Raw genomic sequence first — 26,037 nt, forward strand, 5'->3', positions numbered from 1 at the left:
CTTTGTTCAGCTTCTATGCAGCGCTGCTATTCACGCGTCTCGCGAAAGTGTTGATAGCCACGGATGGCGGGGGTGATGTCCTGTCCGTTAGCGTCGAGCAGCGTCACGCCCTGTCCCGCCTCGACTCGGCCGATCACATGGATCGGCCAGCCGGCGGCCTGCAGCGGCGCCAATTCGGCGGATGGCAGGGTAAACGCCAGCACGTAGTCGTCGCCCCCGCTCAACGCCGCCACGCGTGCCTGGTCATCGCCGACAAACGCCAGCAGCGCCCCGGACAAGGGCAACTGTTGACGCTCGATCAGCAGGCTGACAGACGAAGCCTTGGCGATATGCCCGCAATCGGCCAGAAGCCCGTCGGAAATATCCATCGCGGACGTCGCCTTGCCGCGCAGTGCCAGGCCCAAGGCCAACTGCGGTTGTGGCGACCAGTAATGCGCCAGCAACGGCTCGGCGATGGCCGCGTCAGCGCTGCGCTGCCCCAACACCAGCGGCAAGGCCCCGGCGGCATTACCCAGCTCGCCGCCGACACACAGCAGGTCACCCGGCCGCGCACCGCTGCGGGTCAAGGCTTGCCCGGCCGGCACACGACCAAACACGGTCAGGGTCAGGCTGAGGGGCCCGCGTGTGGTATCGCCGCCCACCAGGCCCACGCCGCAGCGTTGCGCCATGAGGTTCAAACCCAGGGCATAGCGTTGCAGCCAATCGGCATCAACCGTCGGCGTGGTAAGGGCAAGGGTAAACGCGAGGGGGTTGGCACCCATGGCAGCCAGGTCGCTCACCGCCACCGCCAACGAGCGTTGGCCGAGCAGGAAGGGGTCGCAGGGGTCCGAAAAGTGCACCCCGGCCACCAATGTATCGGTAGAAATTGCCAGTTGCTCCCCGGCAGGGAGCGCCAGCAAAGCGCAGTCGTCGCCGATCCCCAAGGCAATGCCTTCGCCGCCTTGCGCACAAGGCGCGGCGGCGAAGTAGTTGCGGATCAGCTCAAACTCGCCCACAGGACTCAAGCGCCGGTTAGCGCTTGTACGCCTTCACTTCGGCTTCACGCAGGCGCGGGGCCAGCTTGTCGAGCACGCCGTTGACGAACTTGTGGCCGTCGGTCGAACCGTAGACTTTCGCCAGTTCGATGCCTTCGTTGATCACTACGCGGTACGGCACATCGACGCGATACAGCAGTTCCCAGGTGGACAGGCGCATCACGCACAGTTCAACCGGGTCCACTTCTTCGATGGTCAGGTCCAGGCAAGGTGCCAGGGCCGTGTCGATCTCGCTCAGGTGCGCATACACACCGTGCAGGATGTCGTGGAAGTACGGCAGGTCGGCGAAGGTGAAATCGTTGTCGACGCGAAACTGCGCTTCGATTTCGTTCAGCGAGGCGCCCGCCATCTGACGCTGATACAGCGCCTGGGTGGCCAGTTGACGAGCAGCGCGACGCTTCTCGTTCTTGGACGGCTTACCGGCGTCGGCTGGACGCTCGTCGCGTGGGTTGAAACGATCGCTCTCGTCGGAAATCACTTGGCCTCCAACTGCGACAGCAGGCTGACCATTTCCAGGGCGGACAGGGCAGCTTCAGCGCCTTTGTTACCGGCCTTGGTGCCGGAACGCTCGATGGCTTGCTCGATGGAATCAACGGTCAGTACGCCGAAGGCGACCGGCACGCCGAACTCCATGGACACCTGGGCCAGGCCCTTGGTGCATTCGCCAGCCACGTATTCGAAGTGCGGAGTACCGCCACGAATGACCGCGCCCAGGGCGATGATGGCCGCGTATTCACCCTGTTGAGCAACTTTTTGCGCAACCAGTGGAATTTCGAAGGCGCCAGGGGCACGGATAAGGGTGATATCGCTTTCGCTCACACCGTGGCGAACCAGGGCGTCCACGGCACCGCTCACCAGGCTTTCAACCACGAAGCTGTTGAAGCGGCCAACTACCAGGGCGTAGCGGCCTTTGGGGGCGATGAAGGTACCTTCGATGGTCTTCAGGGTCATTCGACAAATCTCTTAAAGAGCCGGGACGCGTGTATGACGCGCCCCTTAGTGATATTTGAACCGCAAACAAGGGGCGACAATCGCCGGCCTTTATTCGGAGGGCACGTATTCTACTACTTCCAGGTCGAAACCGGATATCGCATTAAATTTCATGGGTGCACTCATCAAGCGCATTTTGCGCACGCCCAGATCACGCAGGATCTGCGAACCGGCACCGACGATGCTATAGGTGGTCGGTTTTTTCACCGCCACGTGGTCAGCCGTTTCGCGGATATGCGCCAGCAATACATCGCCGTCGACCGGATTACCCAGCAACAACACCACACCGCTACCCGCCTCGGAGACCGCAGCCATGGCGGCGCGCAGGCTCCAACGGCCCGGTTGCTTGACCATCAGCAGGTCACGCAGCGGGTCCATGTTGTGCACGCGCACCAAGGTTGGTTCGTCTGCACAGATGGTGCCCAGGGTCAGGGCCATGTGCACGTCGCCTTCCACTGAATCACGGTAGGTCACCAAATTGAATTGGCCCAGTTCGCTGTCCAGTGGCTGCTCGGCAATCCGCTGAACGGTACGTTCGTGGATCATCCGGTAGTGAATCAGGTCGGCAATGGTGCCGACCTTGATGTTGTGTTCGGCGGCAAAGGCTTCCAGTTCAGCACGGCGAGCCATGGTGCCGTCGTCGTTCATCACTTCGCAGATCACCCCGCTCGGTTCGAAACCGGCCATGCGCGCCAGGTCGCAGGCGGCTTCAGTATGGCCGGCGCGAGCCAGGGTGCCGCCCGGCTGGGCCATCAGCGGGAAGATGTGGCCTGGGCTGACGATGTCTTCGGCCTTGGCGTCTTTGGCGGCGGCCGCCTGCACGGTGCGCGCACGGTCAGCAGCAGAGATACCGGTGGTGACGCCGGTGGTGGCTTCAATCGATACGGTGAACTTGGTGCCAAAACCCGAGCCATTGCGCGGCGCCATCAATGGCAGCTTGAGCAATTCGCAGCGCTCACGGCTCATAGGCATGCAAATCAGCCCACGGGCATGCTTGGCCATGAAGTTGATGTGCTCAGCCTGGCAGGCCTCGGCGGCCATGATGATGTCGCCTTCGTTCTCGCGGTCTTCGTCATCCATCAGGATGACCATCTTGCCTTGGCGGATGTCTTCAACCAGTTCTTCGATGCTATTGAGCGCCACGTGGCACCCCCTTGGTCAGGATTTCAGGTAGCCATTAGCGGCCAGAAAACTTTCGGTGATGTTACTGGCAGCAGGCTCTGCGGCCTTGTCGCCCAGCAATAGGCGCTCCAGATAACGGGCAAGCAAGTCGACTTCAAGGTTCACCCGGCGACCCGGCTGGTACGACGCCATGATGGTTTCGCTCAGGGTGTGGGGAATAATGGTCAGTTCAAATTCGGCGCCGTTCACGGCGTTCACGGTCAGGCTGGTACCGTCGACGGTGATCGAGCCTTTGTGGGCAATGTATTTGGCCAACTCTTTGGGCGCGCGGATGCGGAATTCCACGGCCCGCGCGTTTTCGCTGCGCGCCACGACTTCGCCGACGCCGTCGACGTGGCCGCTGACCAGGTGGCCGCCGAGGCGGGTGGTCGGCGTCAGGGCTTTTTCCAGGTTGACCGGGCTGCCGGCCTTAAGGTCACTCATCGCGGTGCAGTCCAGGGTTTCCCGGCTGACGTCGGCGGCAAAACCGTTGCCCGGCAGCTCGATGACGGTCAGGCACACGCCACTGACGGCGATACTGTCGCCCAGCTTGACGTCGCCCAGGTCGAGCTTGCCGGTTTCAACCAGCAGGCGTACATCGCCGCCTTTGGGGGTCATTGCACGGATGCTGCCGATGGATTCGATAATGCCGGTGAACATTTCGTTCTCCTGAAAACGGGGGGCTGACGCTCAAGCGCAGGCCGGGAATTATACGCTCGCTGCGGGGAGCGGGATGGCAGTGACTCGCCAGTCGTCGCCAACAGCGCGCATTTCAGTGATCTTGAGTTGGGGGGCGTCGGCGAGTTTCTCAAGCGGCCAGTCCAGCAAAGGCCGGGCGGCGGAGCCAAGGAACTTGCCGGCGACGAATATCACGTATTCATCCACCAGGCCTTGCTGGGCGAACGCGCCCGCCAGGCTTGGGCCGGCTTCTACCAGCACGTCATTGACGCCGCGGGCAGCCAGCGCAACCAGTGCTGAGCGCAGGTCGACCTGGCCCTCGACGCCCGGCACCACCAGGCACTCGGGGCCACGGGGGAACTGGTTTTCCGCGGTCACGCACGTGATGACCAACGCCGGGCCGGCCTTGAAGAACGGCGCATTGAGCGGCACGCGCAAGCGGCCATCGATCAGCACGCGCAACGGCGGGCGCGACATCGCCAGGGCAGTCGTGGCTTCGTCCAGGCCGAGCTCGGCGGCGCGTACGGTCAAGCGCGCACCGTCCGCCAACACTGTGTCGGCGCCCGTCAGCACCACGCTGGCCTCGGCGCGCAGGCGCTGTACCGCGGCGCGGGCGGCGGGGCCGGTGATCCATTGGCTTTCGCCGCTGGCCATCGCGGTGCGACCGTCCAGGCTCATCGCCAATTTGACCCGCACGAAAGGCAGGCCGTGTTCCATGCGCTTGAGGAAACCCTTGTTGAGGGCCCTGGCTTCACCTTCCAACACACCGCTGCGCACCTCGATCCCAGCCTGGGCCAGGCGCTGCATGCCGCGCCCGGCGACTTCCGGGTTAGGGTCCTGCATCGCCGCAACCACCCGCGCCAACCCGGCGCTCACCAACGCATCGGCGCACGGCGGGGTGTGACCATAGTGGCTGCAAGGTTCAAGGGTTACGTAGGCCGTGGCACCGCGAGCCTTGTTACCCGCTGCGCGCAGGGCATGCACTTCGGCATGGGGCTCGCCGGTACGCACATGCCAGCCTTCGCCGACAATCTGCCCATCACGCACAATCACGCAACCTACCCGTGGGTTGGGATGGGTGGTGTACAAGCCATTGCGTGCAAGTTCCAGGGCGCGGGCCATGTAATGGGCGTCGAGCACTGCCTGTTCAGCAGAAGGTGGGTTCATTCTTTGGCAGGCTCACGGGCCAGGCGGTCGATCTCTTCACGGAACTCATTGAGGTCCTGGAAGCGTCGATACACCGAGGCGAAACGGATATAGGCAACTTCGTCGAGCTTTTGCAGCTCGCCCATTACCAGCTCTCCAACTACCAGGCTCTTGACCTCGCGTTCGCCGGTCGCCCGCAGCTTGTGCTTGATGTGCACCAGCGCCGCTTCCAGCCGCTCGACACTCACCGGGCGTTTTTCCAGGGCGCGCTGCATACCGGCGCGTAATTTATCTTCGTCGAAAGGCTGGCGGCTGCCGTCGGACTTGATCAGACGTGGCAATACCAGTTCGGCGGTTTCGAAGGTGGTGAAACGTTCACCGCAGCCAGAGGCCAGGCATTCGCGCCGGCGACGCACTTGATCGCCCTCGGCGACCAGACGCGAGTCAATGACCTTGGTGTCGTTGGCACCGCAGAAGGGACAGTGCATGGTTGGCAGGCAACAAATAAAGGGAGGGCCATGGTAGCGCATCCCCGTGGCAAGACAAGCCATAGCCTTTACGGTATATAGGCTGACTATTATGTTTCATATCTTTTAAGCCACGGATTTTGTCCTTTCTGGAGCCGTACATGCAGTTACGACCACTTGTTTTGCTCACCCTTTTCAGTTTTCTGGTCGCCTGCAGCAGCGAAGCCCCCAAGCCGGCCGCACCTCAACCGACACCAGCGCAAGAGAAAAAAGTCCCAGGGATTGAAGACATGGGCCCCCTGCCTGCCTATCAGCGGGAAATCAGCGGCAGCCTGACCAACGTGCCGGCGGGTGCCGAAGTCGAGATGGCCTTGTTGGTCATCGACGACCGTTCGCGCCCGCAACAACTGCTCGCCAGCAGTGTATTGAGCGGCAACGGCAAGCCCTTGGCCTTCCGCCTGCGCTACAACCCCGAAGCCTTCCCAGCCGGTGCGCGGGTTGAACTGCGTGGCCGCGCCAGCCAGTCCGGCCAGTTGATCCTGCACCTGCCTGCCGTACTGATCACCCAGGCAATCACCCAGACCACCGGCCCCCTGCAACTCGTCAAGGCACCATGACGCCACCGCTGGACCTGCAAGCGGCGCTGAGCGAACTGATCGGCGACGCGCAACTGGTGCCCTGCCCACTGCCGGGTACCGAGCTGTCTTTGTGGCTGCTGGATGCAGACAACATGGATCGCGCCTTCAGCCCCGAGGAAACCCGGCGCATCCTGCATGAACCGCCTTACTGGAGTTTTTGCTGGGCCAGTGGTTTGGCGCTGGCGCGGTATCTGGCGGCGAATCCTGAGTGGGTCGCCGGCAAGCGCGTGCTGGATTTTGGCGCGGGTTCCGGTGTGGCCGGGATTGCGGCGACTAAAGCGGGCGCGCTGGAAGTAGTCGCCTGCGACCTGGACCCGCTGGCCTTGGCATCCTGCCGGGCGAATGCCGAGCTTAATGGCGTGGAACTGGGTTATTCAGCGGACTTTTTCGCGGAAGCGGACCGCTTCGACCTGATCCTGGTGGCTGACGTGCTCTACGACCGGGCGAACCTGCCGCTGCTGGACCAGTTCCTGACCCGTGGCCGCGAAGCGTTGGTGGCGGATTCGCGGGTGCGGGACTTTCAGCACCCGGATTATCAACGGCTGGAGACTCTGGATGCGCTGACGTTGCCGGACTTGGCGGAGCCTTGGGAGTTTCGCAAGGTGAGCCTGTACCATTCGCGGCGCACTTTCAGCCAGGCTCGCCAGCCCTTATAGTTGCCCCATTCCCGCTTTATTCGAGACGCCCCATGAGTGAGCCCACGCCGTACATCTTCGACGTTACTACTGCCACCTTCGACCAGGCGGTGATCCAGAACTCCTTCGAAAAACCCGTGCTGGTGGATTTCTGGGCCGAGTGGTGCGCGCCGTGCAAGGCGTTGATGCCGATGCTCGCGAAAGTTGCCGAGAGTTATCAGGGCGAGCTGCTGCTGGCCAAGGTTGATTGCGAGGCCGAGCAGGACATCGTCGCGCGTTTTGGCATTCAAAGCCTGCCGACGGTGGTGCTGTTCAAGGATGGCCAGCCGGTGGACGGGTTTGCCGGTGCGCAGCCGGAGTCGGCGGTGCGGGCGCTGTTGGAGCCGCATGTGCAGATGCCGCCGCCAGCGGCGGCGGATCCGTTGGAGCAGGCCCAGGCGCTGTTTGCCGAAGGTCGCATCAGCGATGCCGAAGCGGTGCTGGTCGCGCTGTTGGGCGAGGACAACACCAACGCCGCCGCACTGATCCTATATGCACGCTGCCTGGCCGAGCGCGGTGAGTTGGGCGAAGCCCAGGCCGTGCTGGACGCCGTGAAAAGCGACGACCACAAAGCCGCCCTCGCCGGGGCCAAGGCGCAGATCACTTTCCTGCGCCAGGCTGCCGACCTGCCGGATGCCGCCGACTTGAAAAGCCGCCTGGCGCAAAATCCGCAGGACGATGAAGCGGCTTACCAGCTGGCGATCCAGCAACTGGCGCGCCAGCAGTACGACGCGGCGCTGGAAGGTTTGCTCAAGCTGTTCATCCGCAACCGCAGCTACAGCGAAGGCCTGCCGCACAAGACCTTGCTGCAGGTGTTCGAACTGCTGGGCAATGATCACCCGCTGGTGACCGTGTACCGCCGCAAGCTGTTTGCCGCGCTGTATTAATCGCCGACCCAACTGTACAGCGGCGTATCACCGCCGCTGGCCACTTTCACCTTGGCGCTATGGCGCAGGCGCACCAACAGGCGCTTGCCCGCCGAGGCGTCCCCCGCCAAGCCTTCCAACTGGTCGAGCAGTTCGAGGCCACTGAGTTGCCCGGCCTCGCGCAACAGATCCTGAGCGTTCTGCCACAGGTCATCATTCTGCTTTATCGGCGCAACTGTGGGCGTACTCGGTGCTGGGGCGGCCTGCAATTGCGCGCCCAGGCGTGCCCAATCAGCGTCGTCCAGCTCCAGGGTCAAGTCCACCGGCAGGTCGCCGACCGTTCCACGAATTCGCAACATCGTCGTTACTCCTGCACATTTTCCGACAGGCATGCTCCCATGCGGCTTGCGCAACGCCAAGCAGACGGTCAAACTCCCGGCACTATTGTTATAAGATCACATAACAAAACTTTCCTCTTCGCTCGGGAGTTTCACCATGCGCCGTCTGTTGCTTGCTTTGCCGTTTGCCCTGCTGCCACTGGCGGTCGCCCATGCTCACGACGATCACGACCATGAACACGGCAGCCTCGGCGCCCATGAACACGGCGTTGGTCGCCTCAATGCGGTGCTCGACGGCCAAGCCCTTGAACTAGAGTTGGACAGCCCGGCGATGAACCTGGTGGGTTTCGAACACGTGGCCACCAGCGCGGCGGACAAAGCCAAAGTCGCCGCTGCACGTAAACAGCTGGAAAGCCCTGTCGCCCTGTTCAATTTGCCCAAGGCCGCCGGCTGCGTCGTCAGCACCCAGGAACTCAACAGCCCGTTGTTCGGCGACAAGCCCGAAGCCGACCATGACGATGACGATGACGCCAAAGACGGCGCCCACGAGCACCATCACGACCACAGCGAGATCCACGCCCATTACCAGTTCACCTGCGCCACGCCGACAGCCTTGAGCAATCTCGACCTGAGCCAAGTGTTCAAGACCTTCCCCGCCACCCAGAAAATTCAGGTACAACTGATCGGCCCGAGCGGTCAGCAAGGTGTTGAAGCGACGGCCACAGCAGCCACCGTTAAATTCTGATTTGAAAATGCGGTCACTGTGGGAGCTGGCTTGCCTGCGAACGGATCGCCTCGGTATGTCTGGAAAAACCGAGTCGCCCGCATCGCAGGCAAGCCAGCTCCCACAACGGATCGGCGCCATTTTCTACAACCAGGCACTACTGATTTAACATGACCCAAGCATTGATCGAACTGTCTGACCTGGGCTTTAACTGGCCCGGGCACCCACAGTTGCTGGACATCCCCGCTTTCCGCCTGGAAGCAGGTGAAACCCTGTTTCTGAAGGGCCCGAGCGGCAGTGGCAAAACCACGCTACTGGGCCTGCTCGGCGGCGTACAGAAACCCAGCCAGGGCAGCATCCGATTGCTCGGCCAGGAGCTGACCGAACTGTCGGCCGGCGCCCGCGACCGCTTCCGTGTCGACCACACCGGCTACATCTTCCAGCAGTTCAACCTGCTGCCGTTCCTGTCGGTGCGCGAGAACGTCGAGTTGCCCTGCCACTTTTCCACGCTGCGCGCGCAGCGGGCGAAACAACGTCACGGCAGTGTCGACCGCGCCGCCGCGACCTTGCTGGCGCACCTGGGTTTGAAAGACAAAGACCTGCTGGAACGCCGCGCCGACTCGCTGTCCATCGGCCAGCAACAACGGGTGGCCGCCGCTCGCGCGCTGATCGGTCAACCCGAGTTGGTGATCGCCGACGAGCCCACCTCGGCCCTGGACTACGACGCCCGCGAAGCGTTCCTTCAGCTGTTGTTCGCTGAATGCCGCGAAGCCGGCGCCAGCCTGTTGTTTGTCAGCCATGACCAAAGCCTGGCCGCGCTGTTCGACCGCCACCTGTCGCTGGCCGAACTCAATCGCGCCGCCACGCCCGCAGAGGTTTGAGATGTATCTGTTCCGACTAGCCATGGCCAGCCTGGCTAACCGCCGCTTTACCGCGATCCTCACCGCATTCGCCATCGCCCTGTCTGTGTGCCTGCTGCTGGCCGTGGAACGCGTGCGTGTCGAGGCGCGCAACAGTTTCGCCAGCACCATCAGCGGCACCGACCTGATCGTCGGCGCCCGCTCCGGCTCGGTGAACCTGCTGCTGTATTCGGTGTTTCGCATCGGCAATGCCACCAACAATATCCGCTGGGACAGCTACGAGCACTTCGCCGCCAGCCCCCAGGTGAAATGGGCGATCCCGATTTCCTTGGGTGATTCCCACCGCGGCTACCGCGTGATGGGCACCAACGAGTCCTACTTCGAGCACTACCAATACGGTCGCAAGCAAAACCTTGAACTGGCCAGCGGCCGCGCCTTCGCCACCGACCCGTTCGAAGTGGTGCTCGGCGCCGAAGTGGCTGACGCACTGCACTACAAACTCGGCGACAAACTGGTGCTGGCCCATGGCGTGGCGGTGGTCAGCCTGGTCAAGCACGATGACAAACCCTTCACCGTGGTCGGCATCCTCAAGCGCACCGGCACGCCGGTGGACCGTACCTTGCACATCAGCCTCGGCGGCATGGAGGCGATCCATATCGACTGGCACAACGGCGTGCCGGCTCAAGGCAAAGGCCGCATCAGCGCCGATCAAGCGCGCAACATGGACCTCACGCCGCAGGCCATTACCGCGTTCATGCTTGGGCTGAACAACAAGATTTCCACCTTCGCCCTGCAACGGGAGATCAACGAATTCCGTGGTGAGCCGATGCTGGCGATCCTGCCGGGCGTGGCGCTGCAAGAACTGTGGAGCATGATGGGCACCGCTGAAAAAGCGCTGTTTGTGATCTCACTGTTCGTGGTGCTCACGGGCCTGATCGGCATGCTCACGGCGATCCTCACCAGCCTCAACGAGCGCCGTCGCGAAATGGCGATCCTGCGCTCGGTGGGCGCACGGCCATGGCATATTGCGACCTTGCTGATCTTTGAAGCCTTTGCCCTGGCGCTGTCCGGCGTGATCGCGGGCGTGGGCCTGCTGTACGTGTGCATCGCCGCCTCGCGCGGTTACCTGCAGGCCAATTACGGCCTGGACCTGCCCATGTCGTGGCCCAGCGAATATGAATGGACGCTGCTCGCCGGTATCCTGGCCGCCGCGCTGTTGATGGGCAGCGTGCCCGCGTGGCGCGCCTATCGACAATCCCTGGCCGACGGCCTGTCCATACGTTTATGAGGAAGGCCTTGATGCGTCGCGCCCTCGCTGCACTGTTTTTGCTGGTGGCCCTGCCCGCCTGGGCCGCCGAGCCCAAGGAACTGACCTGGTCGGAGCTGATCCCGCCGGATGCCATGCCCGAAGTGCCCAATATGCAGCCGCTGCACAACCTGTCCGGCATGGCGGATGCACTGGAGTCGGCGCCGGCGGCCAAGCAGGAAATGCCCCACGCGCCTGTGGTGCAAAGCCTTGATGGCAAGCGCATCCGCCTGCCCGGTTATATCGTGCCGTTGGAAGTCGGCGAAAACGGCCGCACCACTGAATTCTTGCTGGTGCCGTATTTCGGCGCGTGCATCCACGTTCCGCCACCGCCATCGAACCAGATCGTGCACGTTAAAAGTGAAGTCGGCGTGAAGCTCGATGAGCTGTATCAACCGTACTGGATCGAAGGCGCGATGCGGGTCAAACCGTCCACCAGCGAACTGGCCGACGCCGGTTACCAGATGGATGCCGAGAAGATTTACATCTACGAGCTGCCGGAATAGCGCTGATCGCCCTTTCATTGAGCTGAGTCAAAAGATCGAGCGGAACGATCTTTACCATTGGACGTACAACTTTTAACGTCCTTTTGGAGCTCCCATGAACAAGTCTCTGCTCGGCGCGTCCCTCTTCGCGCTCGCCCTCGCTGCCCCTGTCGCACACGCTCACGAAGCGGGCGACATTCTGGTTCGCGCCGGTGCAATCACCGTGAATCCGAAGGCTGATAGCAGCACCGTCAAAGTTGACCAAGGCCCATTGGCCGGCGCCAACCTGGGCGGCAAGGCGACCATGAGCAGCGACACCCAACTGGGCCTGAACTTCGCCTACATGCTGACCAACCACGTCGGTATCGAACTGCTGGCCGCCACGCCGTTCGAGCACGACGTGAAGATCAAAGGCACCGCCCTAGGCGCCGCCAACGGCAAGCTCGGCACCCTGAAACACCTGCCGCCAACACTGAGCGTCGTGTACTACCCGTTGGATAACAAATCGGCCTTCCAACCTTACGTAGGCGCCGGTATCAACTACACCTGGATCTACGACGAGCACGTCGGCAGCCGTGCCCAAGGCGCAGGTTTCAGCAACTTCAAGGCTGAAAACTCCTGGGGCTGGGCTGCACAGATCGGCGCGGACTACATGATCAACGACAAGTGGATGATCAACGCCCAGGCGCGCTACATCGACATCAGCACCAAGGCCACCGTGGAAAACAACGCCGTAGCACCTGGCACTCGCGCCAAGGTCAATGTGGACGTGGACCCGATGGTTTACATGGTGGGTATTGGTTACAAGTTCTAATCCCGACCTAAGCAACACTGCATAACCAAATGTGGGAGGGGGTTGTGTGGGAGCCGGGCTTGCCCGCGATGCAGACACCTCGGTGTATCAGTGATACCGAGGTGGTGCTATCGCAGGCAAGCCAGCGCCCACACAAGCCCCCTCCCACATTTTGGTTTTGCGTGTAGTCAGCTGTGCCGATAGAACCGATCCAGCAACGCCGGCAACCCCGCCCGCCACGCCCGTGGCTTGATGCCAAAGGTATGGAGGATTTTCTTGCAGGCGAGCACCGCGTGTTGCGGTTCTTCACTTGCATCCGGCCGGGCCGCATGGGCCTGGGCGGTGGGGGATTCGATCGCCAACGGATGAAAGTTGCGCGCTTCTGTGAGGATCGCCTGGCCCAGCGCCAACGGCGTGGTCGCCTCATGGCCCGCGTAGTGGTAAGTGCCCCACAACGGCGCCGCGCAATCGAGTTGCTTGAGCACCGAAATGATCACCCGCGCCGCATCGTCCACTGGCGTCGGGTTGCCGCGCCGGTCGTCAGCCATCAGTAATTCATCGGGTTTTTCGGCCCGGGCCAGGAAGCGCCCGAGGGTGCCGTCGACGCTGTCATCCAGCAGCCAGCCAAACCGCAGCAACACATGTTGCGGGCAAGTGGCGCGCACACTTTGTTCGATACGCCACAACGCCTGGCCGCGCAGGCCCAGGGGCACCGGCTCGTCTTTTTCGCTGTAGGCGGTGGCGCGAGAGCCATCGAACACGCGGTAGCTGGACGGTTGCAGCAAAGTGATGTTGTGGTGCTGGCACAGCTCGGCCAGACGCTCAATGGCGAACTCCTGGGAGGCCAGGCGCGTTTCGCTGACCGCTTCGGCCTGGAACCAGTCGAAATAGTAGGCGAGGTTGATCAACGCATCGGGACGGGTGTCGTCGAGCAATTGGGTGAGGCTCGCGGCATCCCAGCCGTCTTGGGGCGGTTTGGGTGCGAGGAAACCAATGTCTTCCTCTGCACCGAGGCGAATCAGCGCCTGCCCGAGGGCATTCCCGCCGCCCAGTAACATAAGGCGCATTCGCATAGAGTGTGCAGGCCCGGTCTGTTTAGAACGATGGTTATTCAGGTATTTGTCAGAATCGTTGCATTTTGCGGGTTTGTAGCGCAACCGTCACGGACAAACTGCGCGATTGCAACTTGTTGGAGCGGGCGGTATCAATCACTCCATGAACCTTCCTGAATCCACCGACAGCGCATTGAACGGCTTCCACCCCGCCGTCAGTGCCTGGTTCCGCAGCACCTTCCCTTCGGTGACAAGCGCCCAGGCCCAGGCATGGCCGCTGATCCGCCAACGCCAATCGACGCTGATCGCCGCGCCCACCGGCTCCGGCAAGACACTCACAGCCTTTTTGGCGGTGCTGGATGACTTGGTCCAGCAAGGATTGGCGAACGGCGGGCAACTGCCGGATGAAACCCTGGTGGTCTACGTGTCGCCGCTGAAGGCGCTGTCCAACGACATCCAGATCAACCTGCAGAATCCGCTTGCCGGGATCACTCAACACTTACAGAACCAGGGCCTGCCGCCGCTGGTGATCCGCACCGCCGTGCGCACGGGCGACACCCCGCAAAAAGACCGCGTGCAAATGCGCAAGCGCCCGCCGCACATTCTGGTGACCACCCCGGAATCGCTCTACGTGCTGCTGGGCTCGGACTCCGGTCGGCAAATGCTCGCCAGCACGCGCACGGTGATCGTCGATGAAATCCACGCCATCGCGGCCGGCAAACGTGGCAGCCATTTGGCGTTGAGCCTGGAGCGCCTACAAGCGCTGTGTGCCGAGCCGCTGACGCGCATTGGCTTGTCGGCCACGCAAAAGCCCATCGATGCGGTGTCACGTTTCCTGGTGGGTACGGGTCGCCCCTGCGCGATTGTGGACATTGGCCACGCGCGCCCGCGCGACCTGAATATCGAGGTGCCGCCGGTCCCGCTCTCGGCAGTAATGGCCAACGATGTGTGGGAGTTGGTCTACGACCGTCTCGCCGAATTGGCCCGCGAGCACCGCACCACGCTGGTGTTCGTCAACACCCGCCGCCTGGCCGAACGCCTGGCCCGGCATTTGAGCGAACGCCTGGGCAAAACCGCCGTGGCCGCTCACCACGGCAGCCTGGCCAAGGAAATGCGCCTGGACGCCGAACAACGGCTCAAGGCCGGTGAGCTGCAAGTGCTGATCGCCACCGCGTCCCTGGAGCTGGGGATTGATATCGGCGACGTGGATTTGGTCTGTCAGATCGGCTCGCCCGGCTCCATCAACGGTTTTCTGCAAAGAGTGGGACGCTCCGGCCACCAGGTCGGCGGCACACCCAAAGGTCGCTTGTTCGCCACCACGCGCGACGACTTGATCGAATGCGCCGCGCTGCTCGATTGCGTACGTCGGGGTGAGCTGGACACCTTGCACATACCGGTCGCGCCGTTGGACGTGCTGGCCCAACAGATCATCGCCGAGGTCAGCGCCCAGGAATGGTCGGAGCAGGCCTTGCTCGACCTGATCCGCCGCGCCGCGCCCTACGCCGAGCTGGATGAACGCCATTACCAAGCGCTGCTGCAGATGCTCAGCGACGGCTACAACGGCCGCCAGGGCATCCGCAGCGCCTACCTGCACCGCGACGCCCTGACCCGCACCCTGCGCGGTCGGCGCGGCGCCAAACTCACTGCCGTGACCAGCGGCGGCACCATTCCCGATAATGCCGACTACAGCGTGTTGCTCGAACCCCAGAGCCTGAACATCGGCAGCGTCAACGAAGACTTTGCAGTGGAAAGCATCGCTGGGGATATCTTCCAGCTCGGCAATACGTCCTACCGAATCCTGCGGGTCGACGCCGGCAAGGTGCGCGTCGAGGATGCCCATGGCCAGCCGCCGACCATTCCGTTCTGGCTCGGCGAAGCGCCGGGGCGCAGCAACGAATTGTCGGCGGCGGTGGCGCGCTTGCAGGGCCAATTGGACGCGCTGCTCAGCGCCACGCCCGGCAACCTGCAAGCCGCGCAGGACTGGCTCATCGAAACCCTCGGCCTGAACCGCGCCAGCGCCGAACAAATCCTCGATTACCTGGCGCGCACACGCTTAGCCCTGAGCGCCCTGCCGTCCCAGGACACGTTGATCATGGAGCGTTTCTTCGACGCGTCCGGCGGCACCCAACTGATCATCCACACGCCGTTCGGCAGCCGCGTCAACCGCGCCTGGGGCCTGGCCTTGCGCAAGCGTTTTTGCCGCACCTTCAATTTCGAATTGCAGGCCGCCGCCAGCGAAAATGCGATCGTGCTGTCGCTGTCCACCAGCCACAGTTTCGAGCTGGACGAGGTGTGGCGTTACCTCAACAGCCACAGCGCCGAACATATCCTGATCCAGGCCGTGCTGGAGGCGCCGCTGTTCGGCGTGCGCTGGCGCTGGAATGCCGGTGTGGCCCTGGCATTACCGCGCTTTACCGGCGGGCGCAAGGTGGCGCCGCAGATCCAGCGCATGAAAAGCGAAGACCTGATCGCCAGTGTGTTTCCCGACCAGATCGCCTGCCTGGAAAACCTCGCCGGCGAGCGCGAAGTGCCTGAACACCCGCTGGTCGAGCAAACCCTCGACGACTGCCTGCACGACGCCATGGACAGCGAGGCCTGGCTGGCCCTGCTGCGGCGCATGGAGCGCGGCGACGTGCGCCTGATCAGTCGCGACCTGCCGGCGCCCTCGCCGATGGCCGCCGAAATACTCAGTGCGCGCCCCTATACTTTTCTTGACGATGCGCCGCTAGAAGAGCGCCGCACCCAGGCCGTGCTCAACCGACGCTGGAGCGACCCGCAAAGCACCGACGACCTCGGCGCGCTGGATGCTGACGCTATTGCCGGCGTGCGCGAAGAAGCCTGGCCGGCACCCAACGGGCTGGATGAAATGCATGAGGCGTTGATGAGCCTGGCGTGTATCGCCGCTGCCGAAGTCTCCCCGCCATGGGCGCAATGGCTGCACGCCTTGGCCAAGAGCGGTCGTGCCTTTCAATTGCACAATGGCCTATGGGTTGCCGTTGAACGCTTGAGTTGCTTGCAGGCGATCTACCCCAACGACTTGCCGCTGTTACCTGGTTTCGATGAGCCCTGGACCTTTGATGAGGCCGTGGTAGAAGTGCTGCGCGCACGCCTCGGTGGGTTCGGCCCGCTGAGCCTGAGCGAGATCGCCGCGCCATTGGCCTTGCCAGAAACTGACGTGCTCCAGGCGCTGGCCCGCCTGGAGCAGGAAGGCTATGTGTTACGCGGCCATTTCAGCCCTGCTGCCACTGAGGAGCAATGGTGCGAACGCCACCTGCTGGCGCGTATTCATCGCTATACAGTCAAGCGCCTGCGCCGGGAAATCGAGCCGGTGGCGCTGCAGGACTTCATGCGGTTTCTGTTCGATTGGCAGCACTTGTCCGACGGCACACGCGGTCAGGGCAGCGCGATGTTGCCGCAGATCGTCGCGCAGTTTGAAGGGTATGCCGCCGCCACGTCCGCCTGGGAGAGCGACCTGCTCAGCGCACGGCTCAAGGATTACGCCTCCACCTGGCTCGACGACCTGTGCCGCAGCGGCAAACTGGTGTGGACGCGTTTGAGCAACAAGGCCGGCGCCATGGCATTACGCAGTACGCCTGTGGTGTTACTGCCGCGCAGCCAGGTGGGACTGTGGAGCGGACTGACCGACCTCACCGACGCCACTACACTGTCGCCCAAGGCGCAGAAGGTGCATCAAGCCCTGCGCGACCACGGCGCGCTGTTTTTTGATGAGTTGGTGCACGAGGCCCACTTGCTGCGCAGCGAACTGGAAAGCGCCTTGCAGGAACTGGTCGGCGCCGGGCTGGTAAACGCCGACAGCTTCGCCGGCCTGCGCGCCCTGACCACACCCGCCAGCAAACGCCAGGCGCGCAGCAGTCGGCGTGGGCGCGGCGCGTTTATCGGCGGCATGGACGACGCCGGGCGCTGGGCCTTGGTGCGGCGTTCACCCACCGCCGCTGGCGCGCATTCGGCCGAGACGCTGGAGCATGTGGCAATGACCTTGCTGCGCCGCTATGGCGTGGTGTTCTGGCGGTTGCTCGAGCGTGAGGCGGATTGGCTACCAAGCTGGCGCGAGTTGCTGCGCACTTTTCATCGGCTGGAAGCACGCGGGGAGATTCGCGGGGGGCGGTTTGTCAGTGGGTTGGCGGGAGAACAGTTTGCGTTGCCGGAGGCGATCCCGTTGCTGCGTGAAGTGCGACGTCGGGCCCATGACGGCAGTTTGATTGTTGTGTGTGGGGCTGATCCGTTGAACTTGGTGGGTACGTTGTTGCCGGGTACCAAGGTGCCCGCGGTGAGTGGCAATCGGATCGTATATCGGGACGGGTTGCCGGCGGCGGTGATGGTGGCGGGCAAGCAGCAGGTGTTGATGGAGGTGGATCAGTTGGCGGTGCGGAATAAACTGATTAACCGTCCGTAACGTAGCAGCTGTCGAGCGCCAGCGAGGCTGCGTCGGCAGCACCGCCAAATTCGTGTCAGGCATATTATCGAGTCGCGTCCGACGCAGCCTCGCTGGCGCTCGACAGCTGCTACGGGTTGTGAAGGTTACTGAGTCCGGGCTGCTCCGTCAGCACCACCGAAGCCGGCACCTCTGCATCCGGTTCATCCCTCTGCGGCGCACGCTTGGGCAACAACACCTGCTGTGGATAAGTCTGCGCGAAGTGAACCTCGTCACAATTATCCACAAGCTTTTTCAGCCGCTGGTTAAACGCGCGACTCACCGCGTATTGCCCGCCCGAGACCGTACGGAACTGCGCCGTCAGCACCACGCCGTTGAGGTCCATCTTGTCGACGCCAAACACCTCCAGCGGGCCTTGCAGGTTGTACTTGAGGAACACATCGTCGCGAATCGATTGCCCGGCCTCTCGGATCAATTCCACCGCCTTGTCCACGTCCGTGTCGTAGGTGAACTGCACTGAGAAGAATGCATAGGCAAACTGCCGCGACTGGTTGGTAACCGCCTTGATCTGCCCGAACGGCACCGAATGCACAAACCCCTTGCCGTCGCGCAGGCGCAGGGTACGGATAGTCAGGCCTTCGACCGTGCCGGCGTGGCCAGAGTCGAGCACCACCCAGTCGCCGATGGACAGGGTGTCTTCAATTATGATGAACAGCCCGGTGATCACATCCTGCACCAACTGCTGGGAACCAAAACCGATAGCCAGGCCGACCACGCCGGCACCGGCCAGCAGCGGTGCAACGTTGATGCCGAGGTTGGCCATGGTGGTGATTGCGCAAATCACCACCAGGATGATTTTCACCGCATTGCGCACCAGCGGCAGGATGGTTTTCACCCGGGTGCTGGGCTGGCGGCTCGAGCGTTTGTTGACCGGCGGTTTCAGCGCTTCCTGAATCGCCGTATCCAGGACCACCCAGAACAGCCAGGTCATCAGCAGGATCAAGCCAATGCTGCTGAGGGAATCGCTGATCGCTCGACCGATCGAGTTGCGCTCGGCGAATTCAAACAGCGAGACGCCCCAGATACGCCCGAGGACTTCAATAAACCCGATCGCCATCGCGATACGCAAGATCGCGTGCAGCAAGCTGAGGAAACGCTCCTTGTAAGCACTGCTGCGCTGGATCGCCACTTGGCTGCGCGACTTGAACAGGTGTTGCAGCACAGTGCTCAGGAACACCGTGCCGATCAGCAAAATGGTGGTGAGCAGCGCGCAGCGCAGGGCTTTCTGATTATCGTCCCCGGCGCCGATCAGGTTGATCGCCGAAACCAGCACCATCAGCAGGATCGGCCAATACCAGAGCCCGGAAAATATCCGCAGCGATTGTTGCAACGCCGGGTGTTTAAGGCGCTGGGACAGCGCCCGATTACGAATCAGGTGCGCGACCGGGCGACGCAGGCGAATCACCAGCATGCCGAAAATCACCGCCGCAAACAGGCCGGTAAACACCGCAATGCCGCTGGTGATATTGCCGCCGAACTGGCGGGCGATCTGCGGGCTGGTCAGCGCATCGCTGAGGGCGGCGAGGAACCCGATCATGAACAGTGGCTTTGGGCAGTAATCGCGGATGATCTGCACGGCCGGGCGTTTATGCCCGACGTTAAACATCACGATCACGCACAGCAGGATGGACGTGGAGAAGATGCCGCTACTGGTCGCATAGGCAAAACACAACGCCAGCGCCCGGCCGATGGAGGTCGGCAAAAAATGACTGACGTAAAGCGTCAGCGGTAGACAGATCACGGCCGGGATCGTGTAGGGCATCAGATAGCCGAGTACGCCTTGCAAGCGTCCACGCCGTTCAACAAAGGGACGTTGACTGATACGCCTGACCAACATGCGCCCCAGGAAGGTCAAAAGCGCGAAGGCGCCGATCCAAACGCCGGACAACAGCAGGAAGTCCCCGGCCACGCTCCATGGCGAGCGGTCCGAGGGACGGTTGACCAGGCGCCCCACCTCATTGGCCGCACGGTCGGCGCGCAGGCGCCAGGCGTCAAGGAGGTTCTGGTTGAGATCAAGCTTGTCCTGCACATCATCGATGCTGGAGCTGATGGCCCCGAGCAGGCCGCCCTCGACCAGGATTTCCGGCTTGGCCGGCGTTTCGGCTTCAGGCGCGGCCGCCGCGGCGTGCACTGCGCCGCTGCCGCAAAACAGCAGCGCGCCGAGCAGTAATGCAGTCTTTGAATTCAGCAAAACACCGGGCTCCTTGAGGTAGGTCTGTAAGGAACTGACGGGTTTTGGCGCTGATCGTTCCCGTCTAGAACGCAATGCGCTGGGGCGTGCCGTCCGTAAGGCGCTGGAAACTTTCTCGCAAATCCCACAGTCATCCCTCCATGGAGGTCATTCGACCCATTAACCACGGGAGCAACCATGTCCGCGATTCATATCGGCATTTCCGGCTGGCGCTACACGCCTTGGCGGGGGGATTTCTACCCCGAGGGCCTGACCCAGAAACGTGAGTTGCAGTTTGCGTCACGGGCGGTCAACAGCATCGAGATCAATGGTTCGTTCTACGCGCTGCAAACGCCGCAGCGCTATGCCGAGTGGTACGCCGATACGCCGGAGCAGTTCGTGTTCAGCGTCAAGGCACCGCGCTACATCACGCATATCCTGCGGTTATACGATGTGCACAAGCCCATGGCCAACTTTTTTGCCTCCGGCGTGCTGGAGCTCAAGGAGAAGCTGGGGCCGTTTCTTTGGCAATTCCCACCCAGTTTCACATTCGACCCACCGCTGTTTGAGGCTTTTCTCGCGCAGTTGCCCACCGATACCCGACAAGCCGCCGCCCTCGCCCGCCAGCATGAATCGCGGGTCAATGGCAAAGCCAGCATGAACGCCCATGGCAAAAAACCGCTGCGCCACGCGGTCGAGATTCGCCATAAGAGCTTTGCCGTTCCGGAATTTGTGCAGATGCTCGACAAATACGGCGTGGCGTTGGTGGTCGCCGACACCGCCGGCAAGTGGCCGTATCTGGAAGACGTGACCGCTGACTTCCTCTACCTGCGGCTGCACGGCGATAAAAAGCTCTACGCCAGCGGCTACACCGACGCAGCGCTTGAGCGCTGGGGCGACCGGATCGAATGCTGGCGTCACGGCAAACAACCCTCAGACGCCCATCTGATCGACCCGAAACGCAAGCCGCGCGCGCGCAAGCAGCGCGACGTGTTCTGCTTCTTCGACAACGACATCAAGGTGCGCGCGCCCTTCGATGCGCGCCAATTGCTACAACGCTTCGAGCTGGATAAAGCATTGACCACTGAGCCCGGCAAACTACCAGAATCGGGGGTGCTGCCATGACTCATCCGGAATTGATTCCCGTGACGCCCAACGTCGCCATCAGGCGCTTCACGGTGCTGACGGTCAATATCCACAAGGGTTTCACTGCCTTGAATCGACGCTTCATCCTGCCTGAGCTGCGTGAAGCGGTGCGCAGCGTGGGCGCCGACATGGTGTTCCTGCAAGAAATTCACGGCACCCATGAGCGCCACCCCCAGCGCTTCAGCGACTGGCCAAACATGCCGCAGTACGAGTTCCTCGCTGACAGCATCTGGCCGCAGTTCGCTTACGGGCGCAATGCGGTCTACCCACACGGCGACCATGGCAATGCGCTGCTGTCGAAATTCCAGATCGTGCGCTACGACAACCTCGACATTTCCCAAAGCGGCCATGAAAACCGTGGCCTTTTGCATTGCGTGATGCGCCTGCCGGGCACCGGCCAAGAGGTGCATGCGATCTGCATTCACTTGGGGCTGCGCGAAGTGCACCGCCAGCAGCAATTGCGCTTGATCGAACAGCGCATCAGCGAAATTCCTGCCGACGCGCCGCTGGTGGTTGCCGGTGATTTCAACGATTGGCGCCAAAAGGCCGACCTGAGCCAGAGCGGCCTGAAGGAAGTATTCATCGAAACCCAGGGCAAACCCGCGCGCACCTTCCCGGCGCGCTTGCCTTTGCTGCCGCTGGACCGGATTTATGTACGCAATTTGAAGGTGCATAACCCCCGAGTACTGACGACACGGCCCTGGTCCCATCTATCAGACCATGTCCCCCTGTCGGTGGAGATCGAGCTATGAACGTCGCTGTAGAACATATTTCCACCGACCAGCCGCCGGACCAAACCAAGGCACGTGACCTGGATTACGGCTGGCAGAGTGGCAACCAAGTCCAATTGCTGGAGAACGGCGAAGCGTACTTCCCTGAGGTGTTCACCGCACTGCGTGAAGCCCGGCGCGAGATCCTGCTGGAGACCTTCATTCTCTTCGAGGACAAAGTGGGTAATGAGCTGCATGGCATCCTGATCGAGGCGGCGCGCCGTGGGGTCAACGTGGTGGTCAGCCTGGATGGCTTTGGCTGCGGCGAACTGAACCCGTCGTTTCTCGGCGAGCTGGCCGAGGCCGGCGTTGCGGTGCAGATGTTCGACCCCGCGCCAAAGACCCTGGGCATTCGCACCAATTGGTTTCGCCGCCTGCACCGCAAGATCGTCGTAGTGGACGCGGAGGTGGCGTTCATCGGCGGAATCAATTTCTCCGCCGACCACCTGGGCGATTACGGTCCCGAGGCCAAGCAAGATTACGCGGTGAAGGTGATCGGCCCGGCGGTAGCGGACTTGCATCATTTCGCCTTGGCCCAAAGCGGCCGCCAAGTACGCACGCGGCGCGGTTGGCGACGACGCCAGCAGCGGCCGGAGATCTGGTCGACCGATAAAGGCGACGGCCAGGTGCGCCTGATTTACCGCGACAACGCGCAGCATCGCGATGACATCGAAGAAGCGTATATCCACGCCTTGAGCAAAACCCAGACACGCGCGGTGATCGCCAACGCCTACTTCTTCCCCGGTTACCGCCTGCTGCGGGAAATCCGCAATGCCGCGCGCCGTGGCGTGCACGTGCAATTGATCATGCAGGGCCAGCCCGATGTACTGCTGGCCAAGCTGGCGGCGCGCATGCTGTACGACTATTTGCTCAAGGACGGCGTGGTGATCCACGAGTATTGCCAGCGCCCACTGCACGGCAAAGTCGCACTGGTGGATGACGAATGGAGCACGGTGGGGTCGAGCAATCTGGACCCATTGAGCTTGTCGCTGAACCTGGAAGCCAACGTGTTGATTCGCGACCGTGCGTTCAATCAACAGCTGTATGAACGACTGGAAGCCCTGGCCAAAAACCACTGCCAGACCATGCCGGAAAACCGCAAGCCGCGCCTGTGGCTCTGGCGTTTGACCGTGGGTTTCCTGGTGTTCCATGTGATGCGCCACTTTCCTGCGCTCACCGGCTGGTTGCCCGCGCACAAGCCGCGCTTGAAACCTTTTGAGGCTCAGCGCCATGACGTCTGAAACCAAAGGCTCGCGGTTCAAGCGCTGGAAGAAGCCGCTGACCATCGCCTTCTTCTTGCTGCTGATCGTGCTGTTCACCCTGCTCGCGCGGCGCATCGATTGGAGCGAAGTGGTGCAGACCCTGGGCGACTTCAAGGTGCGCACGTTGTTGATTGCAGGCGCACTGACGCTGTGCAGTTTCCTGGTCTACGCCAGCTTCGATCTGATTGGCCGCACCTACATTCGCCAGAATCTGGTGTGGAAGCAGATCTTGCCGGTGGGCATCATCAGCTACGCCTTCAACCTCAATTTGAGCGCCTGGGTCGGCGGCATCGCCATGCGTTATCGGCTGTATTCGCGGCTGGGAGTGAGCACAGGCAATATCGCCAAGATCCTCGGTCTGAGCCTGGCCACCAATTGGTTTGGCTACATGGCGATCGCCGGGGTGGTTTTCAGCAGCGGCCTGGTCACGATGCCACCGGGCTGGAAGGTCAGCACCACGGCGTTGCAAGGCATTGGCGCGTTGTTGGTACTGGCCAGCCTGGGTTATCTGGTGGCCTGCCAGTTTTCGAAAAAGCGTGCGTGGACGATTCGCGGCATGGAAATCAACCTGCCGTCGCTACGCATGGCGTGCCTGCAGCTGATGTTGGGCGCGTTGAACTGGTCGCTCATGGCCGCGGTGATCTTCACCCTGCTGCCAGCCAAACTGGATTATCCGCTGGTGTTAGGGGTGTTGCTGATCAGCGCGATTGCCGGGGTGCTCACCCATATTCCGGCAGGGCTGGGCGTGCTGGAGGCGGTGTTCATTGCGTTGTTGCAGCATGAAGCGTCGCGGGGCAGTTTGCTCGCCGGGTTGATCGCGTATCGGGCGATCTACTTCATCTTGCCGCTGCTGATTGCGCTGGTGATGTACCTTGGCGTAGAGGCCAAGGCCAAGGCGTTGCGGGTGAAGAAAACACCGGCTTAAGACGGTGGTGACTGGTCGACCGCCTTCGCGAGCAAGCCCGCTCCCACATTTAATCGTGTACATCCTTTGGAATGCTGTCGAATGTGGGAGCGGGCTTGCTCGCGAAGGCGGTCTAAAGAGCATCCAATTATTGAGACTGGATAATGCTCAACCGCTCACCCACCACCATTTCGGTAATCCAGTCCACCAGGATCGAGGTGTACGCCTGCTGGGACACCGGGTCGCTGAGGGAGTGATCGGCGCCATCGATGATGCGATGGGTCAGGGAATGGGTCTGCTGGCACGCCGCGCGGTAACTCATGATGGTGGCGTGGGGCACGTGGGCATCGGTTTCCGACTCAACGATCAGCACATCACCGGTAAACGCAGAACACGCGTGCAAGGCGCGATTGGTTTCGGCGTGGACCAGCGTGCTGCGGTAATCCATCAGGTCGGCCTTATCCAGATCACGCTTGGGTTTGAGCCATTCCTGGTCGCGGTACAGCGCCGGCACGCGCAGCGCCAGCCAGCGCACCGGGCGCAGTGAGGTGAGAATGGCCGCGAGGTAGCCGCCGTAACTGGTGCCCACCACCGCCACCGCCGAGGTGTCGATGGCCGGGTGGGACAGCAATCGATCATAGGCCGCCAGCAGGTCGCGCAGGTTGTCTTCGCGGGTGACGCGAGACAGCGGAATCCCAGTGCCGGCATGGCCGCGCAGGTCGAAGGTGAGGCACACGCAGCCCAAGCCGGCGATGCCTTTGGCGCGTTCAAGATCACGCTCCTGGCTACCGCCCCAGCCGTGCACAAATAACACGCCGGGTACTTTGGATTTGGGACTCAGGAAGGTGCCGCTCATCTGTTCGTCATCGATGTCGATCGCAATGCTTTCGCTTCTAGCCGTCATAAGATTTAACCGTCACGTACTTAAGAAGAAACTCGCTGTTTTCCGCCGGCCCGCGATACACCTCAATGGCATCAGCCGGCAAGGGTTGGTCCGCGTAGGTTTCCACAGAGGACACACGGATCGCACGCAGGCCGGGGTTGTTGATAAAACTTTGCAACGCTGCGACTTCCGCGCTGCTGGCTCCGCCCATGCGCCAGGATTGTTCGAGCACGCCGCTGCGGCGTTGGCCGTCGCTGTCCAAGCCCTGGGCGATGTCGTAGTTGCGCCGCGATGCGTAGAAGCCGGGATAGGCTTCATCGGCGGCCGCGTCGAACACCTGCGCTTGTTCGATGGCTTCGCGTACGTCGTCGGGCAGTTCGAGTTGCAACAGAGCTTCGTAGCCACCCGGCACCGCCAATAGGTCGGAGCCGCCGTAGACGTCTTCGCCCTGCCCGTCTTTCGTCAGGTATTGCTCGCCGCAGTAGCTGAGCACGTGATTGCCGATGAAGCTTTGGCCGACGCTGTGGGTGATTACGTCCTGCAGGTCTTGCTCCAACACCACACCATCGCTGAAGAGCTTCGCGGCCTCAGGTCGAGCCAGCACGGCTTCGAACTCATCGAGACTGTGGATAACTTCCTGACCTCGGCCGGCGCAGGCGTGCACCGGTTTCAGGCGAATGGGTCCGCTGTAGAGCAGGCGCGTGGCTGCGGGCCGGGCGTCTTCCAGCGCGAAGACGCTCAAACCATCCAGCACGACGTTTCGCACACGTTCGCAGAATAGCGCTGACCAACCTTCGGGCGCTTTGGCTTCAGGCCCGAGCAGACCATGGCTGATGGCTTTGGTGCAGATGAAGTCGTGGTCGACGTAACCGCCCCACACATCCTCCGGCCCCTTGATATGGAGCGCACGCGCCTGGGCTGCACCGACCAGGGTTTGCGTGGGCAGCAGGTAAAGTGATCGTCCCGCATGTAGAGCCGGGTCGTAGCTGCCACCGAATTTTAGCCCGAGAATCTGTGCCAGCCAGCGCGCCAGGGCGCGGTTGGTTTCGATCTCATGCAGAGGGGCGCTTTCACGTGTGGAGTGAGCGACCACCAGCTTCTTGCGTTGAGTCGGGGTCATGCGTCCCCCTTGGCCTTCCCGCCATGTGTGTGCAAGAGAGGTTGCAGGGATCAGGCCAACGCGCTTTCGAGGCGGATGGTTGTGAAATCAAGCAGTTGCCGAAAAACCGGTGGCAGT

The 26,037-nt window shown here is 62.2% G+C and carries 25 protein-coding genes; 13 read left to right on the forward strand and 12 right to left on the reverse strand.

Annotation, left to right across the window (positions count from 1 at the left end):
• Nucleotides 1-26: 26 nt before the first annotated feature.
• From thiL to nrdR, 7 genes are all read right to left on the reverse strand, one after another.
• Nucleotides 27-995: a thiamine-phosphate kinase gene (gene thiL / locus BFP95_RS00945; protein WP_065873719.1), complete on the reverse strand. Its 969-nt coding sequence runs from the start codon at nt 993-995 to the stop codon at nt 27-29.
• Between the two features lie 16 nt (nt 996-1,011).
• Nucleotides 1,012-1,512 (reverse strand): transcription antitermination factor NusB, encoded by a 501-nt coding sequence (gene nusB, locus BFP95_RS00950; RefSeq protein WP_065908995.1) that lies wholly within the window; start codon nt 1,510-1,512, stop codon nt 1,012-1,014.
• A complete protein-coding gene (gene ribE / locus BFP95_RS00955) occupies nt 1,509-1,985 on the reverse strand; it encodes a 6,7-dimethyl-8-ribityllumazine synthase (RefSeq protein ID WP_003194576.1) in 477 nt (158 codons plus the stop codon). The genes nusB and ribE overlap by 4 nt, the downstream gene beginning before the upstream one ends.
• 90 nt (nt 1,986-2,075) lie before the next feature.
• Nucleotides 2,076-3,167 carry a bifunctional 3,4-dihydroxy-2-butanone-4-phosphate synthase/GTP cyclohydrolase II gene (gene ribBA, locus BFP95_RS00960; RefSeq protein WP_065873721.1) on the reverse strand — a complete coding sequence of 364 codons (1,092 nt, stop codon included), beginning with the start codon at nt 3,165-3,167 and terminating at the stop codon, nt 2,076-2,078.
• A 15-nt stretch (nt 3,168-3,182) separates the two neighbouring features.
• A complete protein-coding gene (locus BFP95_RS00965; RefSeq protein WP_065908997.1) occupies nt 3,183-3,845 on the reverse strand; it encodes a riboflavin synthase in 663 nt (220 codons plus the stop codon).
• A 48-nt stretch (nt 3,846-3,893) separates the two neighbouring features.
• The gene (gene ribD, locus BFP95_RS00970; protein WP_065873723.1) at nt 3,894-5,030 is read right to left on the reverse strand and encodes a bifunctional diaminohydroxyphosphoribosylaminopyrimidine deaminase/5-amino-6-(5-phosphoribosylamino)uracil reductase RibD; all 1,137 of its coding nucleotides are present in this window, start codon (nt 5,028-5,030) and stop codon (nt 3,894-3,896) included.
• Nucleotides 5,027-5,497 (reverse strand): transcriptional regulator NrdR, encoded by a 471-nt coding sequence (gene nrdR / locus BFP95_RS00975; protein ID WP_049713467.1) that lies wholly within the window; start codon nt 5,495-5,497, stop codon nt 5,027-5,029. Before nrdR ends, ribD begins: the two co-directional genes overlap by 4 nt.
• Before the next feature lie 140 nt (nt 5,498-5,637).
• Here nrdR and BFP95_RS00980 point away from each other — a divergent pair, with 140 nt between their 5' ends.
• The 3 genes from BFP95_RS00980 to trxA are packed head-to-tail and all read left to right on the forward strand — an operon-like array spanning nt 5,638 to nt 7,675.
• Nucleotides 5,638-6,093: a YbaY family lipoprotein gene (locus BFP95_RS00980; RefSeq protein WP_065873724.1), complete on the forward strand. Its 456-nt coding sequence runs from the start codon at nt 5,638-5,640 to the stop codon at nt 6,091-6,093.
• The gene (locus BFP95_RS00985) at nt 6,090-6,770 is read left to right on the forward strand and encodes a class I SAM-dependent methyltransferase (RefSeq protein ID WP_065881119.1); all 681 of its coding nucleotides are present in this window, start codon (nt 6,090-6,092) and stop codon (nt 6,768-6,770) included. Before BFP95_RS00980 ends, BFP95_RS00985 begins: the two co-directional genes overlap by 4 nt.
• A 32-nt stretch (nt 6,771-6,802) precedes the next feature.
• Nucleotides 6,803-7,675, forward strand: a complete 873-nt coding sequence (trxA, locus tag BFP95_RS00990; RefSeq protein ID WP_065873726.1) for a thioredoxin — start codon at nt 6,803-6,805, stop codon at nt 7,673-7,675.
• On the opposite strand, the gene BFP95_RS00995 is transcribed toward trxA, so the two are convergent.
• On the reverse strand, nt 7,672-8,013 hold the full coding sequence (locus BFP95_RS00995) for a hypothetical protein (protein WP_065891194.1): 342 nt from the start codon (nt 8,011-8,013) through the stop codon (nt 7,672-7,674). The genes trxA and BFP95_RS00995 overlap by 4 nt on opposite strands.
• A gap of 136 nt (nt 8,014-8,149) precedes the next feature.
• On the opposite strand from BFP95_RS00995, the gene BFP95_RS01000 reads away from it, so the two are divergent.
• The 5 genes from BFP95_RS01000 to BFP95_RS01020 all read left to right on the forward strand — a co-directional run bounded on the left by BFP95_RS01000 (nt 8,150) and on the right by BFP95_RS01020 (nt 12,181).
• Nucleotides 8,150-8,737 (forward strand): DUF2796 domain-containing protein, encoded by a 588-nt coding sequence (locus BFP95_RS01000; protein WP_065873728.1) that lies wholly within the window; start codon nt 8,150-8,152, stop codon nt 8,735-8,737.
• 149 nt (nt 8,738-8,886) lie between these two features.
• Nucleotides 8,887-9,597 carry an ABC transporter ATP-binding protein gene (locus BFP95_RS01005; RefSeq protein ID WP_065873729.1) on the forward strand — a complete coding sequence of 237 codons (711 nt, stop codon included), beginning with the start codon at nt 8,887-8,889 and terminating at the stop codon, nt 9,595-9,597.
• 1 nt (nt 9,598) lies between these two features.
• Complete coding sequence (locus BFP95_RS01010; protein ID WP_027605183.1) at nt 9,599-10,864, forward strand: ABC transporter permease; 1,266 nt, start codon at nt 9,599-9,601, stop codon at nt 10,862-10,864.
• Between the two features lie 11 nt (nt 10,865-10,875).
• On the forward strand, nt 10,876-11,388 hold the full coding sequence (locus BFP95_RS01015) for a DUF3299 domain-containing protein (RefSeq protein WP_065873730.1): 513 nt from the start codon (nt 10,876-10,878) through the stop codon (nt 11,386-11,388).
• Between the two features lie 94 nt (nt 11,389-11,482).
• Entirely contained in the window at nt 11,483-12,181 is a 699-nt protein-coding gene (locus BFP95_RS01020; RefSeq protein WP_065873731.1) for an OmpW/AlkL family protein, read from the forward strand.
• Between the two features lie 167 nt (nt 12,182-12,348).
• On the opposite strand, the gene BFP95_RS01025 is transcribed toward BFP95_RS01020, so the two are convergent.
• Complete coding sequence (locus tag BFP95_RS01025) at nt 12,349-13,233, reverse strand: sugar nucleotide-binding protein (protein ID WP_083207053.1); 885 nt, start codon at nt 13,231-13,233, stop codon at nt 12,349-12,351.
• A gap of 142 nt (nt 13,234-13,375) precedes the next feature.
• Here BFP95_RS01025 and BFP95_RS01030 point away from each other — a divergent pair, with 142 nt between their 5' ends.
• Nucleotides 13,376-17,626, forward strand: coding sequence for a DEAD/DEAH box helicase (locus tag BFP95_RS01030; RefSeq protein WP_065908999.1), 4,251 nt, complete (start codon nt 13,376-13,378; stop codon nt 17,624-17,626).
• A 109-nt stretch (nt 17,627-17,735) separates the two neighbouring features.
• Here BFP95_RS01030 and BFP95_RS01035 read toward each other — a convergent pair whose 3' ends face one another.
• Entirely contained in the window at nt 17,736-19,856 is a 2,121-nt protein-coding gene (locus BFP95_RS01035; RefSeq protein WP_065909001.1) for a mechanosensitive ion channel family protein, read from the reverse strand.
• 177 nt (nt 19,857-20,033) lie between these two features.
• On the opposite strand from BFP95_RS01035, the gene BFP95_RS01040 reads away from it, so the two are divergent.
• Genes BFP95_RS01040 through BFP95_RS01055 form a run of 4 tightly spaced genes read left to right on the forward strand, consistent with a single transcriptional unit; the run spans nt 20,034 to nt 23,938 of the window.
• On the forward strand, nt 20,034-20,960 hold the full coding sequence (locus BFP95_RS01040; protein WP_065909003.1) for a DUF72 domain-containing protein: 927 nt from the start codon (nt 20,034-20,036) through the stop codon (nt 20,958-20,960).
• Complete coding sequence (locus BFP95_RS01045) at nt 20,957-21,733, forward strand: endonuclease/exonuclease/phosphatase family protein (protein ID WP_065909005.1); 777 nt, start codon at nt 20,957-20,959, stop codon at nt 21,731-21,733. Before BFP95_RS01040 ends, BFP95_RS01045 begins: the two co-directional genes overlap by 4 nt.
• Nucleotides 21,730-22,992 (forward strand): cardiolipin synthase ClsB, encoded by a 1,263-nt coding sequence (gene clsB, locus BFP95_RS01050; RefSeq protein WP_065891197.1) that lies wholly within the window; start codon nt 21,730-21,732, stop codon nt 22,990-22,992. Before BFP95_RS01045 ends, clsB begins: the two co-directional genes overlap by 4 nt.
• Nucleotides 22,982-23,938, forward strand: a complete 957-nt coding sequence (locus BFP95_RS01055; protein WP_065872580.1) for a lysylphosphatidylglycerol synthase domain-containing protein — start codon at nt 22,982-22,984, stop codon at nt 23,936-23,938. Before clsB ends, BFP95_RS01055 begins: the two co-directional genes overlap by 11 nt.
• Nucleotides 23,939-24,065: 127 nt before the next feature.
• Here the strand turns inward: BFP95_RS01055 and BFP95_RS01060 are convergent, their stop codons facing one another.
• Nucleotides 24,066-24,821 carry an alpha/beta hydrolase family protein gene (locus tag BFP95_RS01060; RefSeq protein WP_065891198.1) on the reverse strand — a complete coding sequence of 252 codons (756 nt, stop codon included), beginning with the start codon at nt 24,819-24,821 and terminating at the stop codon, nt 24,066-24,068.
• Nucleotides 24,811-25,920: a DUF3182 family protein gene (locus BFP95_RS01065; RefSeq protein WP_065872582.1), complete on the reverse strand. Its 1,110-nt coding sequence runs from the start codon at nt 25,918-25,920 to the stop codon at nt 24,811-24,813. The genes BFP95_RS01060 and BFP95_RS01065 overlap by 11 nt, the downstream gene beginning before the upstream one ends.
• Nucleotides 25,921-26,037: the final 117 nt, after the last annotated feature.

Source organism: Pseudomonas sp. 58 R 12 (genome assembly GCF_900005865.1).
Classification (GTDB): Bacteria; Pseudomonadota; Gammaproteobacteria; order Pseudomonadales; family Pseudomonadaceae; genus Aquipseudomonas; species Aquipseudomonas tritici.

What these genes read in the sequence shown, in the direction of transcription:
- ribE (WP_003194576.1), bottom strand. Translation starts at nt 1,985, where the DNA reads ATGACCCTGAAGACCATCGAAGGTACCTTCATCGCCCCCAAAGGCCGC.
- BFP95_RS00965 (WP_065908997.1), bottom strand. Translation starts at nt 3,845, where the DNA reads ATGTTCACCGGCATTATCGAATCCATCGGCAGCATCCGTGCAATGACC.
- ribD (WP_065873723.1), bottom strand. Translation starts at nt 5,030, where the DNA reads ATGAACCCACCTTCTGCTGAACAGGCAGTGCTCGACGCCCATTACATG.
- nrdR (WP_049713467.1), bottom strand. Translation starts at nt 5,497, where the DNA reads ATGCACTGTCCCTTCTGCGGTGCCAACGACACCAAGGTCATTGACTCG.
- BFP95_RS00980 (WP_065873724.1), top strand. Translation starts at nt 5,638, where the DNA reads ATGCAGTTACGACCACTTGTTTTGCTCACCCTTTTCAGTTTTCTGGTC.
- BFP95_RS00985 (WP_065881119.1), top strand. Translation starts at nt 6,090, where the DNA reads ATGACGCCACCGCTGGACCTGCAAGCGGCGCTGAGCGAACTGATCGGC.
- trxA (WP_065873726.1), top strand. Translation starts at nt 6,803, where the DNA reads ATGAGTGAGCCCACGCCGTACATCTTCGACGTTACTACTGCCACCTTC.
- BFP95_RS00995 (WP_065891194.1), bottom strand. Translation starts at nt 8,013, where the DNA reads ATGTTGCGAATTCGTGGAACGGTCGGCGACCTGCCGGTGGACTTGACC.
- BFP95_RS01000 (WP_065873728.1), top strand. Translation starts at nt 8,150, where the DNA reads ATGCGCCGTCTGTTGCTTGCTTTGCCGTTTGCCCTGCTGCCACTGGCG.
- BFP95_RS01005 (WP_065873729.1), top strand. Translation starts at nt 8,887, where the DNA reads ATGACCCAAGCATTGATCGAACTGTCTGACCTGGGCTTTAACTGGCCC.
- BFP95_RS01010 (WP_027605183.1), top strand. Translation starts at nt 9,599, where the DNA reads ATGTATCTGTTCCGACTAGCCATGGCCAGCCTGGCTAACCGCCGCTTT.
- BFP95_RS01015 (WP_065873730.1), top strand. Translation starts at nt 10,876, where the DNA reads ATGCGTCGCGCCCTCGCTGCACTGTTTTTGCTGGTGGCCCTGCCCGCC.
- BFP95_RS01020 (WP_065873731.1), top strand. Translation starts at nt 11,483, where the DNA reads ATGAACAAGTCTCTGCTCGGCGCGTCCCTCTTCGCGCTCGCCCTCGCT.
- BFP95_RS01025 (WP_083207053.1), bottom strand. Translation starts at nt 13,233, where the DNA reads ATGCGAATGCGCCTTATGTTACTGGGCGGCGGGAATGCCCTCGGGCAG.
- BFP95_RS01030 (WP_065908999.1), top strand. Translation starts at nt 13,376, where the DNA reads ATGAACCTTCCTGAATCCACCGACAGCGCATTGAACGGCTTCCACCCC.
- BFP95_RS01040 (WP_065909003.1), top strand. Translation starts at nt 20,034, where the DNA reads ATGTCCGCGATTCATATCGGCATTTCCGGCTGGCGCTACACGCCTTGG.
- BFP95_RS01045 (WP_065909005.1), top strand. Translation starts at nt 20,957, where the DNA reads ATGACTCATCCGGAATTGATTCCCGTGACGCCCAACGTCGCCATCAGG.
- clsB (WP_065891197.1), top strand. Translation starts at nt 21,730, where the DNA reads ATGAACGTCGCTGTAGAACATATTTCCACCGACCAGCCGCCGGACCAA.
- BFP95_RS01055 (WP_065872580.1), top strand. Translation starts at nt 22,982, where the DNA reads ATGACGTCTGAAACCAAAGGCTCGCGGTTCAAGCGCTGGAAGAAGCCG.
- BFP95_RS01060 (WP_065891198.1), bottom strand. Translation starts at nt 24,821, where the DNA reads ATGACGGCTAGAAGCGAAAGCATTGCGATCGACATCGATGACGAACAG.
- BFP95_RS01065 (WP_065872582.1), bottom strand. Translation starts at nt 25,920, where the DNA reads ATGACCCCGACTCAACGCAAGAAGCTGGTGGTCGCTCACTCCACACGT.